Genomic DNA, 18,219 nt, shown 5'->3' with positions numbered 1-18,219 from the left:
CGCCATGCGGTCGCGCGCGGCGCGCACGCCGCGGCGCATGCCCTGCTTGGCGGAGTGATCGAGCTTGTCCAAGTCGAACGGCCGGCCGGGCATCAGCCCGACGCGGCGCAGCAGCGCCAGCACGGGCTGGTCCGTTGCATGCGGCGGGTGCTTTCGCAGCAGCTCGGCGGCGTAGGTGAAGAACGCGTCGGTGGGCATCGAGTCCACCTGTTCGCTCACCGGGATGTTCAGATCGAGGGACGGGTCGGGCTTGGTGCGCGGCGCTTGCGCAGGCAGGTTCCATTGCGCCAGCGGCGTCAGGACGAAGCCATCCTGCAACGTGTTCACGGCGGCCTGGTCGGCGGGGCCATGCATCTCGATCATCCCCTTCGCCCAGACGTGCACGGTAGGGGCGTCGATGCGCGCCATGCCGGAAGGCAGCGTGCCGCTCCAGCCCGGGGGCACGATCACGGTGTTGGCCTTTGCGGTACCCGTGGTGCGCTTGCCCAGCGTCGCGAAGACGTCGGTCCACATGTCCAGCAGCGTCAGCGTGTAGAGCCGTCCCGCCGTGTCGGGCACGGACAGCACGACGGGTCCGTCCGTCAGATCCAGCCACGCGCTGCTGCGCAGCATGTCGACGTTCGCCCACGGTGTGGCCGCGCCCGCGCGGGGCAGGGTGCGCCCGTGATGGAACGTGTTGGCCGGCGCCCCATCGGCGCCCCGCGATGGGTGCGTGAACTGCCGGCGGGTCAGGTCCATCGCCACCAGCGGATAGAAATACAGATAGCCTTCCGTGGCCGCCTGCTGGGCCGCCTCGGTGGCGGCGGCGGCGGGCGACAGCGCGGCGGGCGCCGCGANNGTTTGCCGCATCAAAACGAAGGGCGAGAAAGCCAGCGACAGGGCGAGAACTCGGGCCAAGGGGGCAAGGCGGCGCATCGGCGCTCCAAGGACATGCGGAAATAAAAGGGGCGGCCTGCGGCCGGCGCAAACATGCTGCCGGACCACCGATGCCGCCGGCCATCGTAGCAGCGCTGCACTGCGGCAAAATCTGCGAAAAAAGCGCATTTTGCCGTCAATTTCAGACTGGCGCCGCTGCCTCATGCGTCGCCGGGCATGACGGACCCCATATCGAAGGCCTATACTTCTTCACATTTCCCTGGAAGTCGTAGGGCTTTTTTCGTCCTGGAAATTTCCGCTTCCTTCATTCACCAGGAGAGGAGTGCTTCATGGTCAACATGAATCGCCGCCAGTTCTTCAAGGTGACCGGTGCGACGCTGGCGGGCTCCAGCCTGGCCTTGTTGGGGGCTGCCCCCGGCACGGCCATGGCCGAGGTGCGCCAGTTCAAGCTTGCGCGCATGACCGAAACGCGCAACACCTGTCCCTACTGTTCGGTCGCCTGCGGTTTGCTGATGTACGGCTTGGGCGATGGCTCGAAGAACGCCCGCGCCAGCATCATGCACATCGAAGGCGACCCCGACCACCCCGTCAATCGCGGCACCCTCTGTCCGAAGGGCGCGGCCCTGATCGACTTCATCCACAGCCCCAACCGCCTGAAGTTCCCGGAATACCGGGCGCCCGGTTCGGACAAGTGGGTGCGGATGTCGTGGGACGAAGCCCTGACCCGCATCACCAAGCTCATGAAGGAAGACCGCGACGCGAACTTCGTCGAGAAGACCGCGGACGGCAAGACGGTCAACCGGTGGCTGACCACCGGCATGCTGGCCGCCTCGGCAAGCAGCAACGAGGTCGGTTACATCACGCACAAGACAGTGCGCAGCATGGGGATGCTGGCGTTCGACAATCAAGCCCGTGTCTGACATGGCCCGACGGTGGCAGGTCTTGCCCCGACGTTTGGCCGTGGAGCGATGACGAACCATTGGGTCGACATCAAGAACGCGGACATAGTTTTGATCATGGGCGGCAATGCCGCCGAGGCCCACCCGTGCGGGTTCAAATGGGTCACTGAAGCCAAGGCCCATAACAAGGCCAAGTTGATCGTCGTGGATCCGCGCTTTACGCGTTCGGCATCCGTGGCGGACTTCTACGCGCCCATACGCACCGGCACCGACATCATCTTCCTGGGTGGCGTCATCAAGTATCTGTTGGATCACGACAAGATCCAGCACGAGTACGTGCGCAACTACACCGACTTTTCGTTCATCGTGCGCGAAGACTTCGCGTTCGACGCGGGCCTGTACTCGGGCTACAACGCCGAAAAGCGCACCTACGACAAACAAAGCTGGGACTACGAGCGTGGCGAGGACGGCTACGTCAAGACCGATCCCACGCTGCAGCATCCGCGTTCGGTGTATCAGCTGCTCAAGAAGCACTACTCGCGCTACACGCCCGAAATGGTTGAGCGCGTCTGCGGCACGCCCAAGGACAAGTTCCTGACGGTGTGCGACATGCTCGCGTCCACGGCCACCACCAACCGCGCCGCCACCATCCTGTACGCGCTGGGCTGGACGCAGCACTCCATCGGTTCGCAGATCATTCGCACGGGCGCGATGGTGCAGCTGCTGCTGGGCAACATCGGCATCGCTGGCGGCGGCATGAACGCGCTGCGCGGGCACTCGAACATCCAGGGCCTGACCGATCTGGGCCTGATGTCGAACCTGCTGCCGGGCTACATGACGCTGCCCAACGAGCCCGAGCAGGACTACGCCAAGTACATCGACTCGCGCACGCTCAAGCCGCTGCGGCCCAATCAGCTCAGCTACTGGCAGAACTATCACAAGTTCCACGTCAGCCTGATGAAGGCCTGGTGGGGCGGCGCGGCCACGGCCGACAACAACTGGGCGTTCGACTACCTGCCCAAGCTGGACAAGCTCTACGACATGCTGCAGGTCTACGAGCTGATGGTCCAGGGCAAGATGAACGGCTACATCGCGCAGGGCTTCAACCCGCTGGCCGCGGCGCCCAATAAGGCCAAGCTGAACGAGGGCTTCGCCAAGCTCAAGTTCCTGGTCATCATGGATCCGCTGGTCACGGAAACGTCCGAGTTCTGGCGTAACGCCGGCGAGGCCAACGATGTGGATCCGTCCAAGATCCAGACCGAGGTCTTCCGTCTCCCCACCACCTGTTTTGCCGAGGAAGACGGCGCGCTGGTCAACTCCGGCCGCTGGCTCCAATGGCACTGGAAGGGCGCCGAGCCCCCGGGCGAAGCCAAGAGCGACATCGAGATCATGGCGCTGATCTATACGCGCCTGCGCAAGATGTACGAACAAGAGGGCGGCAAATACCCCGACCCCATCGTCAACCTGTCGTGGCCCTATTCCAACCCGCAGAATCCCACGGCCGAGGAACTGGCCAAGGAATACACGGGCCGCGCGCTCGTGGATCTGGCCGATCCCAAGGATCCGACGAAGATCATGCGAAAGGGCGGCGAGCAGCTGGCCGGCTTTGCCGAACTGCGCGACGACGGCTCCACCGCCAGCGGCTGCTGGATCTTTGCGGGCGCCTGGAGTCCCAGCGGCAACCTGATGGCGCGCCGCGACAACAGCGACCCGACCGGCATTGGCCAGACGCTGAACTGGGCGTGGGCGTGGCCGGCCAACCGCCGCATCCTGTACAACCGCGCTTCGTGCGACCTGGAAGGCAAGCCGTTCGATCCGCGGCGCAGCGTCGTCTCCTGGAACGGCAAGGCATGGGTGGGCGCCGACATCCCCGACTTCAAGGGCGACGAAAACCCCGCGGGCGGCATGGGGCCGTTCATCATGAACCCGGAAGGCGTGGCGCGCTTCTTTGCGCGGGCGGGCCTGGCCGAAGGACCGTTCCCGGAGCACTACGAACCTTTCGAAAACCCGCTGGGCTACAACCCGCTGCATCCCAAGGCCAAGGGCGTCACCAGCAACCCGGCCGCGCGCATCTTCAAGGATGACCTCGCGGCGATGGGCACGGTGGAGAACTTCCCGTATGTCGCCACCACCTATCGCCTGACGGAGCACTTCCACTACTGGACCAAGAACGTCCGCATCAACGCGATTCTCCAGCCCGAGCAGTTCGTGGAGATCGGCGAGGCGCTGGCCAAGGAGCTGGGCATCCCCAACGGCTCACGCGTCAAGGTGTCGTCCAACCGCGGCTACATCAAGGCCGTGGCGCTCGTCACCAAGCGCATCCGTCCGCTCACCATTGAAGGCAAGACGGTGCATCAGGTCGGCATTCCCATCCACTGGGGCTTCGTGGGCATTGCCAGGCCGGGCTTCCTCACCAACACCCTGACGCCATTCGTGGGCGACGGCAATTCCCAGACACCGGAATTCAAGTCGTTCCTGGTGAAGGTCGAAAAGGTATAGGAGAACCGACATGTCAATGCAATCCCTGGACATCAAGCGGCGCTCCGCCACCACCACGCCGCCGCCGGGCATCCGTGAACCCGTCACGGGCTCGGTGGCCAAGCTGATCGACGTCTCCAAGTGCATCGGCTGCAAGGCCTGCCAGAGCGCCTGCATGGAGTGGAACGACCTGCGCGACGAGATCGGCGTCAACGTGGGCGTGTACGACAACCCGGCCGACCTCACCGAGCACTCCTGGACCGTCATGCGCTTCTCGGAATTCGAGAATCCCGCTGGCGACCTGGAATGGCTGATCCGCAAGGACGGCTGCATGCACTGCGAGGACCCGGGCTGCCTGAAGGCCTGTCCGTCGCCGGGCGCCATCATCCAGTACAACAACGGCATCGTGGACTTCCACGAAGAAAACTGCATCGGATGCGGCTACTGCATCACCGGCTGTCCGTTCAACATCCCGCGCATTTCCAAGAAGGACAATAAGGCCTACAAGTGCACACTGTGTTCCGATCGCGTCGCGGTCGGCATGGAGCCCGCGTGCGTCAAGGCCTGTCCCACCGGCGCCATCGTCTTCGGCACCAAGGACGACATGCACCAGCATGCGGCCGAACGCGTCGAAGACCTGAAGTCGCGCGGCTTCGCGCAGGCCGGCGTGTATGACCCGCCCGGCGTGGGCGGCACGCACGTCATGTACGTGCTGCATCACGCCGACCAGCCGGGGCTGTACCACGGGCTGCCCGCCGATCCGAAGATCAGTCCGATGGTGTCGCTGTGGAAGGGCCTGGCCAAGCCGCTGGGCCTGGCCACGATGGCGCTCACCGCGCTGGCCGGCTTTTTCCACTATGCGCGCGTGGGCCGCAACGAAGTGACCGAGGAAGACGAACGCAGGGCTGAAGAGGAGGTGCGCCATGAGTGAAGAACACCACTACCGCCGCATCAAGCGCTACACGCCGGGCGAGCGCACCAACCACTGGATCATCGCGCTCACGTTCATCCTGCTCGCGCTGTCCGGGCTGGCGCTGTTTCATCCATCCATGTATTGGCTGTCCAACCTGTTCGGGGGCGGGCCCTGGACGCGCATCCTGCATCCGTTCATCGGGGTGGTGATGTTCGTCTGCTTTGCCGTGTTTGCCGGGCACATGTGGCGCCACAACCTGCTGACGCGCGCCGATCGCCAGTGGCTCAGGCAGCTCGACGACGTGGTCGAGAACCGCGAGGAAAAGCTGCCCGAGGTCGGCAAGTACAACGCCGGCCAGAAGCTGCTGTTCTACGTGCTGATCCTGTGCATGCTGGGGCTGATGGTCAGCGGCATCGTGATCTGGCGCGAGTATTTCGCGTTCTACTTCCCGATCGAAGTGATCCGCGCCGCGTCGGTGCTGCACGCGGTTTGTGCGCTGGTGCTGATTTGCGCGATCATTGTGCATATTTACGCGGCGATCTGGGTGAAGGGGTCGCTCACGGCAATGCTGCGCGGCTATGTCACCGCCGGCTGGGCGTGGAAGCACCATCGCGCCTGGTTCCGGGAGCAGGTGAAGAAGTAATCCCCGGCATGTCGTGATCGACGGCTGCTATCCTCTTTGCAGGCTGGCAGCCGTATTTGTTTTTCTGGAGACGAGAATTGCAGCGAATTCTTCCGCGCGGCGAGATCGAAGCGCTAGACCATAACGCCATTCCCCGCATCACCCTGCCGGAACGGACATCCGTTTTTGCGGCGCGTGCGGCGCGACTGCGGCAGCTTGCCGACGGCAATCCGGTCGGCGACTACCTGCAGCTCATGGCGCATCTGGTCGACGCCCAGCATCGCGCGCTGCAGGACTGCGCCGCGCCGCCCGCCACCGAAGACCGCATTTCGCTCGCACAGGCGCATGGCATGCCGCCGTTGCAGGCCATCGGCTGGCCGCGCGATGCGCTGTGGCGCCGCATCCTGGGCCAGTTGCTGGACGACGTGTCGCACGCCCCTGGCGTGCCCGCCGAAGCCCTCGACGTCTGCGCCGCGCTGCGCCGCGCGCTGGCCGACGATCCCGAATCGCTTGAAGACCTGGCGCAGGCTGTGCTGTCCGAGCAGGACGAGGGCGTGGACAGCGCGGCCGCGCCCTTTGTCATGGCGGCGCTGCAGGTCTATTGGACGGACCTGGCCAATCGCTTCGATCCCAGGCAACTCCCCGTCGCCAGCCCGTTCGGCGTGTGCCCGGTATGCGGCAGCCTGCCGGTCGCCAGCATCGTGCGCGTCGGCGGCCAGTACGAAGGCTATCGCTACCTGTGCTGCAGCCTGTGCGCGACGCAGTGGCACATGGTGCGGGTCAAATGTTCGCACTGCGAAGACGTGGAAAAGGTCGCGTACCAGTCCATCGAGGGCCGCACGCCCGCGATCAAGGCCGAAACCTGTGACAACTGCCACACGTACCGCAAGATCTTCTACCAGGACAAGGACCTGTACGTGGAGCCGGTGGCCGACGATCTGGCCAGCCTGATGCTCGACGTGCTGGTGGGAGAGGCCGGTTATTCGCGGTCCAGCGGCAATCCGCTGCTGTGGCATGGCGCCGAGGACTAGCGCCGCTCAATGACGGAGTCTCGCATGGCAGATCAACTGTCCGGCGCCGGCCTTGCCGCCGCGTCCGACATTCCTTCGCTGGACCGTCTGCTGAATGCCGACGCGTTGCAGCCGGCGCTGGCAGCCCACGGCCGGACACAAGTGGTGGCGGCCCTGCGCCGTGACCTGGACGCGCTGCGCAAGCGCGCGCTGGACGGCGGCGTGCCGCGTCACGAGCTTGAGGCGGCCGCCGTGGCGTCGCGCACGTCCGCCGCGCTGGACGAGGCCGCGCGGCCCCGCCTGCGCGCGGTCTACAACCTGACCGGCACCGTGTTGCACACCAATCTGGGCCGCGCGCTGCTGCCCGACGAAGCGGTGGCCTCGGTGCTGCGCGCGCTGACCACGCCCGCCAACCTGGAGTTCGACCTGGACACTGGCGGCCGCGGCGATCGCGACGACCTCATCGACGACCTGCTGTGCGAGCTGACGGGCGCGGAGGCCGCCACGGTGGTCAACAACAATGCCGCGGCCGTGCTGCTGATGCTCAACGCCCTGGCGGATCGCCGCGAAGTCGTGGTGTCGCGCGGCGAACTGGTCGAGATCGGCGGCGCGTTCCGCATCCCCGACATCATGAAGCGCGCGGGCGCCAAGCTTGTCGAAGTCGGCACCACCAACCGCACGCACGCGGCCGACTACGAAAACGCCATCGGCCCGCGCACCGCGATGCTGATGAAGGTGCATTGCAGCAACTACGCGGTGACCGGCTTCACCAAAAGCGTGAGCGTTGCCGAGGTGGCGGCGCTGGCGCATGCACGCGGCCTGCCCGCCACGGTGGATCTTGGCAGCGGCACGCTGGTGGACCTGACGCAGTTCGGGCTGCCGAAAGAAGACACCGTGCGCGAGACCATCGCCGCGGGCGCCGACCTGGTCACGTTCAGCGGCGACAAGCTGCTGGGCGGGCCGCAGGCGGGCCTGTTGGTGGGCCGCGCCGACCTGATCCGCAAGATCAAGAAGAACCCGCTCAAGCGCGCGCTGCGCGTCAGCAAGCTGACGTTGGCGGCGCTGGAACCGGTGCTGCAGCTGTATCGCGCGCCGGAGTTCCTGGCGCAGCGGCTGACGACGCTGCGCCTGTTGACCCGGCCGCTGCGCGATATTCAGCCGCAGGCCGAACGCCTGCGCGGCGTGCTGGCGCATGCAGCAGGCCCGGGCTATGCGGTCGAGGCGGTGCCGATGTTCAGCCAGATCGGCAGCGGCGCGCTGCCCATCGACCAGCTTCCCAGTTACGGACTGGCCGTGCGCCATGCGGGAACCGGCCGCCCCGGGCGGCACCTGGACCGGCTGGAGACGCTGTTGCGCAAGCTGCCGGTGCCCGTCATCGGCCGCATCGCGGACGACGCGTTGTGGCTGGACCTGCGCTGCCTGGAAGACCGCGACGAAGCCGCTTTTGCGGCGCAGCTCGCGGAGCCGCTGGCATGATCGTCGGCACCGCGGGGCATATCGACCACGGCAAGACGACGCTCGTGCGCGCGCTGACGGGCGTGGACACGGATCGGCTGAAGGAAGAAAAGGCGCGCGGCATTTCCATCGAACTGGGCTACGCCTATACGCCGCTCGCCAATGGCGACGTGCTGGGCTTCATCGACGTGCCGGGTCACGAGAAGCTCGTGCATACGATGGCCGCTGGCGCCAGCGGGATCGATTTCGGCTTGCTGGTGGTGGCGGCGGACGACGGCGTCATGCCGCAGACGCGCGAGCATTTGGCGATCCTGTCGATGCTGGGCGTGGCGCGCGGCGCGGTGGCGCTGACCAAGACGGACCGCGCGGACGCGGCGCAACTGGAAGCCGTGCGGGCAGAGATCGCGGCGTTGGCGGAAGGGACGTTCCTGCAAGGCGCGCCGGTGTTCGGGACGAGTGCGGCGCAGATGGCTCAGGTGAACCAAACATCCCACGCGGCCCACGCCGAAGCACCTGCCGAGGCGGGGCAAGTCGGCGATCCCGGCGTGGCGGCGCTGAAAGATTATTTGCACGCGCAGGCGCAGGCCCTGTCGCGGCCCGAGGCCACGGGCCTCTTCCGGCTGGCGGTGGACCGCGTGTTCACCTTGTCCGGGCACGGCACGGTCGTCACCGGCACGGCGCACGCCGGCCAGGTCCGCGCGGACGACGACGCGACCGATCTGCGCCTGATGCCGGCCAACACACGCGTTCGCGTGCGCGGCATCCACGCGCAGAACCAGCCCAGCGAGACGGGTTCGGCTGGCCAGCGGTGCGCGCTGAACCTGGCGGGCATCGATAAGAACGCCATCTCGCGCGGCGACTGGATCGCGGACGCGCGCTGCTTCCTGCCCTCGAAGCACGTGGATGTGGCGCTGACGCTGCTGCCGTCGGCGGATGCGCCAGTGCGGGCGTGGGCGCCGCTGCACGTGCACATCGGCGCGGCGCGCCATGTGGCGCACGTGGTGCCGATCAGCGCCAAGTCGCTGTCGCCGGGCCAGTCGGGATGGGTGCAACTGGTGTTCGACGAACCGGTCTGCGCGATGCCGGGCGACCGCTACATCGTGCGCAACGCACAGGCGACGCGCACGGTGGGCGGCGGCCGGGTGCTGGATCCCAACGCGCCTGACCGCAAGCGCCGGTCGGCGTCGCGGCTGGCGGGCCTGCAGGCGCTGACCGACATGCTGGATGGCGGCGGCCTGCAACCGGTGCTGGCGCACGCGCCGCAGGGCCTGGACGAGGCGGCGTTGCAATGTCTGACGGGCCTGCCGGTCATCGACATCACGGCGCCCGAGGGCGCGGTGTGGATCGAACCGCGCAATGCGCAAGGCGCGCGCACGCTGATCCTGGACGCGCATTGGAAGGCGCTGCGCGATCGGACCGCGCAGGCGCTGGCGTCGTTCCACCAAAGCGCGCCCGACGAACCCGGTCCGGACAGCGCACGGCTGCGGCGCATGGCGTTCCCTGCGATGCCCGACACGCTCTGGACATCGCTGCTCGACGAACTGCAACGCGACGGCCATATCGCGCGCAATGGTCCCTGGCTCCATCTGCCTGCGCACACTGCGACGCTGGGAGAGGCCGAATCCGCGCTGGCGGCGCGTCTGTTGCCGCTGCTGGATGCGGGCGCGTTCGATCCGCCCTGGGTGCGGGATCTGGCTAAGTCACAGGCGCAGCCCGAGGACGCCGTCCGCCAACTGCTGCGCAAGCTGCTGCGGCGTGGCGAGGTGGCGCAGGTGGTGAAGGATCTGTTCTATCACCGTGATCAGGTGCGCAAGCTGGCGGCGCTGGCAGCAGACCTGGCCGCGCAGCCGCCGGGCTTGAACGCCGCGGTTTTCCGGGACGCGACGGGCCTGGGTCGCAAGCGGGCGATCCAGATCCTGGAGTTCTTCGACCGCGTGGGCTACACGCGGCGGGTGCGCGACACGCATGTGCTGCGCGGCGAGAGCGCGTACGCGGCGATGCAGCCGCACGCCGAGCCGGTATCATAGGCGGTCCGCCACGGAAGGCATTCGTGCCCGGCGGCACGGCCGGGCTTCAAACCCGGTTGGGGGCGTCAGACGTTCCCAGGTAGGTTCGACTCCTGCTGCCTTCCGCCATTTGGGTTCTTCTGCCGCTCCCCACGCAGGTGTCTGATTCCCGTACGAGATAGTCGTCGTGATACTGCGTCGTGTCCGGGTGTCTGACACCGGGGCTGATACTGGGTCGTGTCCGGGTGGTCTGACACCGGGCTGTCGGTTTGTGTTCTTCTGCCGCCCGCGGCGTCGCGGGGTTCGCGTTGCGGGCCTCCGATGGCGGTCCGGAGCCTTCGCTCCGGACTTCCCCGTGCTCATCCTCGTCCGCCTTCGGCTCCCTTCGGATTCCGCCGGGCACCATCTAAACGGCCCGCAACGCGAACCCCGCGCCACCACGGGCTCTTTCAGTGGCTGATCGGGCGGTCGTCGGGGTGGACGGCGGACCAAGTGCCGATATACCCCGATGCAGGTGTCTGACACCCTTACGAGATGTCCGTCGCAGTGCGTTGCAGCGCCCCGGCGCAAATGGGCGGCTCTCCATCAACTGCGCAGCATGCGCGTCACCACGCCGCCTATCTCGTGCGACTTCCAGTCCAGTTCACCCAGATGCCAGAACCGGATCGTGCCGGCGCGGTCGACGAGGTAGTTGGCGGGCAGCGCGGCGGCTTCCCACTTCTTCGATGCGGCGCTGTTGCGGTCGTGCAGGACCGTGCCGTTGATGGGGGTCTTTTTCAGGAAGGCGGAGATCTTGGCGGGCGCTTCGCCGACGTTGACGGCGACAAGGCGCAGGCCTTCTTCGCGATGGCGCTTGGCCATGGTGGACAGAACGGGGAGTTCGTCGCGGCACGGCTCACACCAGGTGGCCCAGAAGCTGACGATGACAACGCTGCCGCGCCAAGCGGAAAGCTTTTGCTCGCGCCCGCCGAGGTCGGGCAGGACGAGCGGCAAGGTCGGGCCAGTCCATGGCGCCCAGGTGGGGCCGGTGGCGGCTTTCAATGCGTCGGCTGTCGGCGCGGCATTCTGGGCGGCACTGGGGGTGCCGTTCGGGCTGCCATTCTGGGCGCCATTTGCCGGGCCTTTTCCGACGCCAGCCGCGGCGTTGCTTGCCGCATTGTTCGCAGCGCCCGCCCACGCGGGCAGCGCCGCGAGCGTCAAACCGGTTTGCAGAAGGCGGCGGCGGCTGATCAAGGCGGACTCCTGCAAGCGAGCGTTCAATGGCGAGGGCCTGGCTGCGTTCGATCATAGGGCCATTCACCGGGCCGGTGCTATCCTTTTTCCGACTGACTCACGGAGACTGAGATGACCCAGGATGTTGCGTCCACCAACGCGCCGCGCTTGACTTCGCTATCGCATGGCGGCGGCTGCGGCTGCAAGATTGCGCCGGGTGTACTGTCGGCGCTGCTGGCGCGGTTTGGCCCCGCCGCCAGCTATCCGAACCTGATGGTAGGCACGGAAACCGCGGATGATGCGGCGGTGTACCGGCTGAACGACGAGCAGGCACTTATCGCCACGACCGACTTCTTCATGCCCATCGTGGACGATCCCTTCGACTTCGGCCGCATCGCCGCGACGAACGCGCTGTCGGATGTGTACGCCATGGGCGGCACGCCGATCATGGCGCTGGCGATCGTCGGCATGCCGATCAATGTGCTGCCGCATAGCGTGATTGCCGAGATTCTGAAGGGCGGTGAATCGGTCTGTGCCGACGCGGGCATTCCGGTGGCGGGAGGCCACAGCATTGATTCTGTCGAACCCATCTATGGCCTGGCCGCGATGGGGCTGGTGCATCCGGACAAGATCAAGCGCAACGCCGACGCGCGCGCGGGCGATGTGCTGATTCTGGGCAAGGGCCTGGGCGTGGGCATCCTGTCGGCGGCGCTCAAGAAGAGCCGGCTCGACGTGGATGGCTATCGCGTGATGATCGACACGACGACGCGTCTCAATCGTCCCGGTCCCGCGCTAGCCGCGCTGGACGGTGTGCACGCGATCACCGACGTGACGGGTTTTGGATTGTTGGGCCATGCGCTGGAGATGGCGCGCGGCGCCAAGCTCACCGCCCGCGTGCGGCTGGCGGCGCTGCCGTGGCTGCCGGGCGTGCAGGAATTTGCCGCCGACGGTGTGATCACGGGCGCCTCGGGCCGGAACTGGGCTTCTTATGGGGAATCCGTGCGTCTGGGGGCAGGGGTTTCGGACACGCAGCGGGCGTTGCTGACCGATCCGCAGACCTCGGGCGGCCTGCTGGTGTCGTGCGCACCCGAGGCGGCCGATGCGGTGCTCAAGATTTTCCATGAACAGGGCTTCGATCAGGCTGCCGTGATCGGTGAGATGACCGCTGGCGAACCGCAGGTCGTGGTGGACTGACCGGCGAATCGCGCGGCCGCCTCGCATGCGCGGCCGCGCCGCTTGATTTGCCGCGACGTGCGGCCATGGCAGTGCGTATTCTCAATCGGACAGATCGCGCGCGGTCGCGGCGGCCTGTTCCACCAGCCATTGCGTGACGACGTCCGCGTCGGGCGTGCTGCGGCGCGCATTGCGCACCAGCCAGTAGGCGTGTTCGGTGGCAGAGGCTTTCGGGCTGCCGACAATCTCCAGCCGCCGGTCCGCCAGCATGGGCGCGATCAACGCCAACCGCCCCAGCGCGATGCCGTGACCCGCCAGCGCCGCGTGCACGATCTGATCGTATTGATTAAAGCGCAGCATGCCCTTGGCGCGCACGCGCCCAAGCCCGCGCGCGCTCAGCCATTCCGACCATTGCAGCCACGGGCGTGTGGGATCGTCGAACTCCAGGAGGACGTGGCGCGCCAGTTCGCGGGCATCCACCTCCCGGACCTTGAGCGAAGGGTGCGCCACGGGCACTACCGACTCGCCAAAGAGCCACACGGCGCCATCGGAGACCGTGTTCCGCTCGCTGTAGCGGATGGCGATGTCGACGGCTTCGCGGTCGATGTCGATCAGCCGGTTGTCGGCGGCCACGCGCACGTCGATGTCTGGATGTGCCGCCTGAAAATCGCCCAGCCGGGGCAACAGCCACAACGAGGCCACGCCGATGGTGGTGGTCACCGTGACGGGCGTGCGCCGCTCGGGGGCGCGCAGTTGTTCGGTCAGATCGCCGAGCTGACTGAGCCATACATCGGCCATCCGGAAAAGCTGCGCGCCTTCAGAGGTGAACGTCACGCTGCGAAACCCGCGCACCAGCAACGGCACCCCCAGATGCGCTTCCAGCGCGCGGATCTGGCGGCTGACGGCGGACTGCGTGACATGCAGGTCCTGCGCGGCAAGCGTGATGCTCATGCGGCGGCCGACGGCGACAAAGCCGCGTACCAGATCAAGCGGAGGTAGTTTCGCTAGCGGATATGGCATTCGTGAAACTCATGCGTGTCGGGCGGAAAAGTCGCTTGAGCAATAGTACGCCGCGGGCGTCCAATATGACTCAGATGTTGGGTGACCGGGGCCAGGTCGTGGTCATCCGCCGTGATCGCCGCTGCTGCGGCCGGGAGGGGCGCCATGTTCCAGGTATGTTGCACCGCAGGCATGTCATTCCGTTTGGGCGGCGGCTCGACTATGCTGCTCAGGCGCGCTTCGGGCGTCCGCATCGAGTGTCACGCTGGCGCCGTGTGGGTCTCCGAGTACCGCCGCTTCGATGACAGCGTGCTGCAAGCGGGCGAATCCCTGACCGTGCACAGCGATCGCGACGTCGTCCTCAGCGGCCTGCCGGATGCGCAGGTCGCGCTACTTTCGCAGGGCGGTCAGGCGCAGCGCGCCATCGCCACGCCCCGCTGTGCAGGCCAACCGGAGTTTCAGCCATGACCGCGTCCTTGCCCGATACGCCCCGCATCGAAATGTGGTTCGACTTTGCCAGCCCGTACAGCTATCTGGCGATCGAGCGCATCGACCGTCTTGCGCGCGAGGCTGAGGTCAAGGTGGATTTGCGGCCGTTTCTGCTGGGGCCGATCTTCCAGGCGCAGGGTTGGAACGACACGCCGTTCCGGCTGTTTCCCGGCAAGGGCGCGTACATGATGCGCGACATCGCCCGCCTGGCCGAGAAGTACGGCGTGGTCTATAACCGTCCGCGCCTCTTTCCGCGCATGAGCGTGCTGCCCGCGCGCATCGCGCTGCTGGGCCAGGATGAACCCTGGGGACGCGATTTCTGCGTCGCGGTGTTCCGCGCGAATTTCCAGCACGACCTGGACATCCAGTCCGAAGACGTCGTGCGCGATCTGCTCATTGGCCTGTCGCTGGATGCCGATGCGCTCATCGCCCGGGCCAAGACGGAAAGCGCCAAGGAGGCGCTGCGCAAGCAGGTCGACCGCGCGCGCGACCTGGGCATCTTCGGCGCACCGACGCTTTTCGTGGAGGGGGAAATGTTCTGGGGCAACGACCGATTGGAAGATGCACTGGCGTGGACGCGCCGCAAAGCGCCGGCCAGCGCGTGGTCTCCGCGTGCCGGCGCTTAGATAGCCGCACCTCGCCGGCCGCACCTGGCCGGCCGCACCGGGCCGGTCGCACCTGGCCCGCCGCGCTGCGACGGCTGCACGTCGTCAGCCGCTCCGTCCAAGCATCCTTCGCAAGATTTCTCATCAACGCAACATCAGCAATGAAAAACGCAAGCAGCGCCTATCGCGGTTCGCCCATGCCGGGCGGCCGTTCGTTCACGCAATTCCGTGCCGCCCGTATCCGGCGGGTGTCCTTCCAATGGAAACAGGCCGAACGCGCCGGCCTACAGGACGACACCCTGTCCAAAAGCGGCAGCCACGGCAAGCGCGGTTAAGGCGCGCTACCCCTTCGTCACCGGCCCGACATTCGCCCACTCGTCATCCGAGTACAGCCGCGACCGCAACAAGAACCGCTTGCCCTCCGCGCTGTCCAGCGAAAACGCGCCGCCGCGTCCCGGCACGGCGTCGATGACGAGCTGGGTGTGTTCCCAGTAGGCGAACTGGTCTTCACCGATCCAGAACGGGCAACCTTCCAGATCGCCCAACAGCACGTCCGAGCCCCCCACCATGAACTCGCCCTGGGGATAACACATGGGCGAGCTGCCGTCGCAGCATCCTCCGGACTGGTGAAACATCAGCGGCCCGTGCTTGGTGCGCAGGGTGTCGATCAGTTGGCGCGCCTCGTCGGTCGCAACCACGCGTGGCGTGTGCTCTGGCATGACGGGATTCCTCTGCGGGCGCGCCGGGCGGACCCGGCGCGCTGGTTGGCCGCGCAAGCGGCTTAGGTCGAAGGGATCAAGCCTGCCGGATCAGAAGAACCCCAGCTTCTTCGGCGAATAGCTCACCAGCAGGTTCTTCGTCTGCTGATAGTGGTTGAGCATCATCTTGTGGTTCTCGCGTCCGATGCCCGATTGCTTGTAGCCGCCAAATGCCGCGTGCGCCGGATAGGCGTGATAGCAGTTGGTCCACACGCGTCCCGCCTTGATCGCCCGGCCCATCCGGTAGCACGTGTTGGCGTCGCGCGACCACACGCCGGCGCCCAGGCCGTACAGCGTGTCGTTGGCCAGCGCCAGCGCGTCGTCTGCATCCTTGAACGTGGTGACCGCCACCACCGGTCCGAAGATTTCTTCCTGGAAAACGCGCATCTTGTTGTGGCCCTTGAACACCGTGGGCTGCACGTAGTAGCCGCCTTCCAGCCCGCCCTGCATCTGCGCGCGCGAGCCGCCCGCCAGCACGTCGGCGCCTTCCTGCTTGCCGATGTCCAGGTACGACAGGATCTTCTCAAGCTGCTCGGTGGAAGCCTGCGCGCCCAGCATGGTGTCGGCGTCCAGCGGGTTGCCCTGCTTGATCTCGGCCACGCGTTTCAGGGCGCGTTCCATGAACTTGTCGTAGAGCGATTCCTGGATCAGCGCGCGGCTCGGGCACGTGCATACCTCGCCCTGGTTCAGCGCGAACATGACGAAGCCTTCGACGGCCTTATCCAGGAAGTCGTCGTCCTGCGAGGCCACATCCGCAAAGAAGATGTTGGGCGACTTGCCGCCCAGTTCCAGCGTGACCGGGATGATGTTCTGCGACGCATACTGCATGATCAGCCGCCCGGTGGTGGTTTCACCGGTGAACGCAATCTTGGCGATGCGCTTGCTCGATGCCAGCGGCTTGCCGGCTTCCAGCCCGAAGCCGGTCACCACGTTGACGACGCCCGGCGGCAGGATGTCGCCGATCAGTTCCATCAGCAGCAGAATGCCCAGCGGCGTCTGCTCGGCCGGTTTCAGCACCACGCAATTGCCGGCCGCCAGCGCAGGCGCGAGCTTCCACGCCGCCATCAGAATGGGGAAGTTCCACGGGATGATCTGGCCGACCACGCCCAGCGGTTCGTTGAAGTGGTAGGCGACCGTGTCGTGATCGATCTCGGACAGCCCGCCTTCCTGGCTGCGGATGCACGACGCGAAATAGCGGAAGTGGTCGATGGCCAGCGGAATGTCGGCGGCGCGGGCCTCGCGGATGGGCTTGCCGTTGTCCCAGGTTTCCGCCGTGGCCAGGCGTTCCAGGTTGGCTTCCATCACGTCCGCAATCTTCATGAGCATGCGGGCGCGTTCGGCGGCCGGGGTCGAACCCCATTTCGGCGCGGCGCGATGCGCGGCGTCCAGCGCCAATTCGATGTCGCGCTCCTTCGAGCGCGCGTTGCGGCTCAGGGTCTGGCCCGTGACCGGCGTGACGTTGTCGAAGTATTCGCCATCCGCGGGCGACTGCCACTTGCCGTCGATGAAATTGTCGTACTGCGTCCTGAGGTCCAGGCGGGTGCCGTAGGTCTCCGGGGTAACGCGGGTCGCGATATCCATGCTTGTCTCCGTATTGTTGGGATGGTGGCAGTGGGCTGCCTGTCCGGTATCAAGCAAAACGCATGCCAGTCGGGGCATCCCGGCTGGACAGCCCGCCGCACGCGTGCGAAAGTAGTTTTTCGCTTGTTCCATGTCGCAATTCGCGACGGTGTCGCGCAATAGGTGTCGCAGCACAGGCGTCGCAGAACGCCGGTCCTAGGAGACATACATGGCCTCTCACTCCGGTAGGCAGACGCTGACGCAGGCGCGCCTGCTCTTCAACCAGCAGGGCGCGGTGCCGGGCGGCATGGTTGCCGAACCCATCCTGCGTTCCTGGCGCCGCTGCGCCGACCTGGGCTTCGACATGCGTGGCGTGCGCCGCGCCGATCTCATGACGCAAGGCGAACTGCGCGAAGCCCAGCAGCGCAACGAAGCGCTGCGCCGCCTGTCCGAACCCGCCATTGACTACCTGCGCCGCCAGGCCGGCGGCAGCGGCAACCTCGTCATCCTGTCGGACGCGCAGGGCCTGGTGCTGGACTCGGACGGCGATACGGGTTTTGCGCATCGCGCCTCGCGCGTGGCGTTGATGCCGGGCGCGCCGTGGGACGAAGCCGCCGCCGGCACCAACGCCATCGGCACCGCGCTGGTCGAAGGCCGGCCCATCGCCGTGCACGGCGCCGAACACTATTTCGAACCTAACCGCATCCTGACCTGCGCGGCCGTCCCCATCACCGACAGCGAAGGCCGCACGCTCGGCGTGCTTGATCTATCCAGCCAGGCCCGCGACGTGCGCCCCGATGTGCTGGCACTGGTGCGCGGGGCAGTGGACCGCATCGAACACCAGTTGTTCGAAAGCGCCTATGAACCCTGCACGGTGCTGCGCCTGCATGCCGACCCCACGGGGCTCGGCCAGCCCGGCGAGGCGCTGCTGGCATTCCAGGGAGACCTGCTCATCGGCGCCAACCGGCGCGCGCTGCAGGCGCTGGCACTGGCGGCGACCGCGCTGGGCGTGTATCGCTACGCGGACGTATTCGACGGCGACATCGAACGATGCCCGGATGCGATGGGCAGGGTGCACACACGCACAGGGGCGGTCTATCACGCGCGGCTGCGCCTGCCGCGCACGCGCGCACCGCAACCGCCCGCCGCGCCGGCATCGCGCGC

General features: G+C 66.7%; 16 protein-coding genes and 1 tRNA gene. 12 read left to right on the top strand and 5 right to left on the bottom strand.

The window, feature by feature from the left end:
- On the bottom strand, positions 1-738 hold a 738-nt coding region (locus tag B3446_RS00760), incomplete at its 3' end, for a DUF1254 domain-containing protein (RefSeq protein ID WP_422652836.1).
- Between the two features lie 467 nt (positions 739-1,205).
- On the opposite strand from B3446_RS00760, the gene fdnG reads away from it, so the two are divergent.
- From fdnG to B3446_RS00725, 7 genes are all read left to right on the top strand, one after another.
- Positions 1,206-4,274 (top strand): formate dehydrogenase-N subunit alpha, encoded by a 3,069-nt coding sequence (fdnG, locus tag B3446_RS00755; RefSeq protein ID WP_291376633.1) that lies wholly within the window; start codon positions 1,206-1,208, stop codon positions 4,272-4,274.
- 10 nt (positions 4,275-4,284) lie between these two features.
- Positions 4,285-5,184: a formate dehydrogenase subunit beta gene (gene fdxH / locus B3446_RS00750; protein WP_175139597.1), complete on the top strand. Its 900-nt coding sequence runs from the start codon at positions 4,285-4,287 to the stop codon at positions 5,182-5,184.
- Entirely contained in the window at positions 5,177-5,809 is a 633-nt protein-coding gene (locus B3446_RS00745; protein ID WP_175123732.1) for a formate dehydrogenase subunit gamma, read from the top strand. Before fdxH ends, B3446_RS00745 begins: the two co-directional genes overlap by 8 nt.
- A 77-nt stretch (positions 5,810-5,886) precedes the next feature.
- Complete coding sequence (fdhE, locus tag B3446_RS00740) at positions 5,887-6,819, top strand: formate dehydrogenase accessory protein FdhE (RefSeq protein WP_291376629.1); 933 nt, start codon at positions 5,887-5,889, stop codon at positions 6,817-6,819.
- Between the two features lie 24 nt (positions 6,820-6,843).
- Positions 6,844-8,274, top strand: coding sequence for an L-seryl-tRNA(Sec) selenium transferase (selA, locus tag B3446_RS00735; RefSeq protein WP_291376627.1), 1,431 nt, complete (start codon positions 6,844-6,846; stop codon positions 8,272-8,274).
- Entirely contained in the window at positions 8,271-10,280 is a 2,010-nt protein-coding gene (selB, locus tag B3446_RS00730) for a selenocysteine-specific translation elongation factor (RefSeq protein WP_291376626.1), read from the top strand. The genes selA and selB overlap by 4 nt, the downstream gene beginning before the upstream one ends.
- Positions 10,281-10,292: 12 nt before the next feature.
- Positions 10,293-10,388, top strand: a tRNA-Sec gene (locus tag B3446_RS00725).
- A gap of 456 nt (positions 10,389-10,844) precedes the next feature.
- Here B3446_RS00725 and B3446_RS00720 read toward each other — a convergent pair.
- Entirely contained in the window at positions 10,845-11,492 is a 648-nt protein-coding gene (locus B3446_RS00720; RefSeq protein WP_291376624.1) for a TlpA disulfide reductase family protein, read from the bottom strand.
- Between the two features lie 111 nt (positions 11,493-11,603).
- On the opposite strand from B3446_RS00720, the gene selD reads away from it, so the two are divergent.
- Positions 11,604-12,665 carry a selenide, water dikinase SelD gene (selD, locus tag B3446_RS00715; RefSeq protein ID WP_291376623.1) on the top strand — a complete coding sequence of 354 codons (1,062 nt, stop codon included), beginning with the start codon at positions 11,604-11,606 and terminating at the stop codon, positions 12,663-12,665.
- Between the two features lie 81 nt (positions 12,666-12,746).
- Here selD and B3446_RS00710 read toward each other — a convergent pair whose 3' ends face one another.
- The gene (locus B3446_RS00710) at positions 12,747-13,664 is read right to left on the bottom strand and encodes a LysR substrate-binding domain-containing protein (protein ID WP_191576442.1); all 918 of its coding nucleotides are present in this window, start codon (positions 13,662-13,664) and stop codon (positions 12,747-12,749) included.
- 171 nt (positions 13,665-13,835) lie between these two features.
- On the opposite strand from B3446_RS00710, the gene B3446_RS00705 reads away from it, so the two are divergent.
- From B3446_RS00705 to B3446_RS00695, 3 genes are all read left to right on the top strand, one after another.
- Positions 13,836-14,111, top strand: a complete 276-nt coding sequence (locus B3446_RS00705; protein WP_191576443.1) for a DUF2917 domain-containing protein — start codon at positions 13,836-13,838, stop codon at positions 14,109-14,111.
- Positions 14,108-14,758, top strand: coding sequence for a 2-hydroxychromene-2-carboxylate isomerase (locus tag B3446_RS00700; RefSeq protein ID WP_191576444.1), 651 nt, complete (start codon positions 14,108-14,110; stop codon positions 14,756-14,758). Before B3446_RS00705 ends, B3446_RS00700 begins: the two co-directional genes overlap by 4 nt.
- Before the next feature lie 140 nt (positions 14,759-14,898).
- Entirely contained in the window at positions 14,899-15,072 is a 174-nt protein-coding gene (locus tag B3446_RS00695; RefSeq protein ID WP_291376618.1) for a hypothetical protein, read from the top strand.
- 6 nt (positions 15,073-15,078) lie between these two features.
- Here B3446_RS00695 and B3446_RS00690 read toward each other — a convergent pair whose 3' ends face one another.
- Together B3446_RS00690 and adh are read right to left on the bottom strand one after the other, a co-directional pair.
- Positions 15,079-15,456 (bottom strand): DUF779 domain-containing protein, encoded by a 378-nt coding sequence (locus B3446_RS00690; RefSeq protein ID WP_175123723.1) that lies wholly within the window; start codon positions 15,454-15,456, stop codon positions 15,079-15,081.
- 90 nt (positions 15,457-15,546) lie between these two features.
- Positions 15,547-17,076, bottom strand: a complete 1,530-nt coding sequence (gene adh / locus B3446_RS00685) for an aldehyde dehydrogenase (protein ID WP_291376615.1) — start codon at positions 17,074-17,076, stop codon at positions 15,547-15,549.
- A 208-nt stretch (positions 17,077-17,284) separates the two neighbouring features.
- Here adh and B3446_RS00680 point away from each other — a divergent pair.
- A partial coding sequence (locus tag B3446_RS00680; RefSeq protein WP_291376613.1) for a sigma-54-dependent Fis family transcriptional regulator occupies positions 17,285-18,219 on the top strand: 935 nt, incomplete at its 3' end.

This window comes from Achromobacter sp. UBA5777, from assembly GCF_002418565.1.
Taxonomy (GTDB): Bacteria; Pseudomonadota; Gammaproteobacteria; order Burkholderiales; family Burkholderiaceae_B; genus Achromobacter; species Achromobacter animicus.
The sequence above is the reverse complement of the archived record's forward strand: the minus strand, read 5'-3'. Positions and strand labels throughout refer to the sequence as shown.

What these genes read in the sequence shown, in the direction of transcription:
- fdxH (WP_175139597.1), top strand. Translation starts at nt 4,285, where the DNA reads ATGTCAATGCAATCCCTGGACATCAAGCGGCGCTCCGCCACCACCACG.
- B3446_RS00745 (WP_175123732.1), top strand. Translation starts at nt 5,177, where the DNA reads ATGAGTGAAGAACACCACTACCGCCGCATCAAGCGCTACACGCCGGGC.
- selA (WP_291376627.1), top strand. Translation starts at nt 6,844, where the DNA reads ATGGCAGATCAACTGTCCGGCGCCGGCCTTGCCGCCGCGTCCGACATT.
- selB (WP_291376626.1), top strand. Translation starts at nt 8,271, where the DNA reads ATGATCGTCGGCACCGCGGGGCATATCGACCACGGCAAGACGACGCTC.
- selD (WP_291376623.1), top strand. Translation starts at nt 11,604, where the DNA reads ATGACCCAGGATGTTGCGTCCACCAACGCGCCGCGCTTGACTTCGCTA.
- B3446_RS00710 (WP_191576442.1), bottom strand. Translation starts at nt 13,664, where the DNA reads ATGCCATATCCGCTAGCGAAACTACCTCCGCTTGATCTGGTACGCGGC.
- B3446_RS00705 (WP_191576443.1), top strand. Translation starts at nt 13,836, where the DNA reads ATGTCATTCCGTTTGGGCGGCGGCTCGACTATGCTGCTCAGGCGCGCT.
- B3446_RS00700 (WP_191576444.1), top strand. Translation starts at nt 14,108, where the DNA reads ATGACCGCGTCCTTGCCCGATACGCCCCGCATCGAAATGTGGTTCGAC.
- B3446_RS00695 (WP_291376618.1), top strand. Translation starts at nt 14,899, where the DNA reads ATGAAAAACGCAAGCAGCGCCTATCGCGGTTCGCCCATGCCGGGCGGC.
- B3446_RS00690 (WP_175123723.1), bottom strand. Translation starts at nt 15,456, where the DNA reads ATGCCAGAGCACACGCCACGCGTGGTTGCGACCGACGAGGCGCGCCAA.
- adh (WP_291376615.1), bottom strand. Translation starts at nt 17,076, where the DNA reads ATGGATATCGCGACCCGCGTTACCCCGGAGACCTACGGCACCCGCCTG.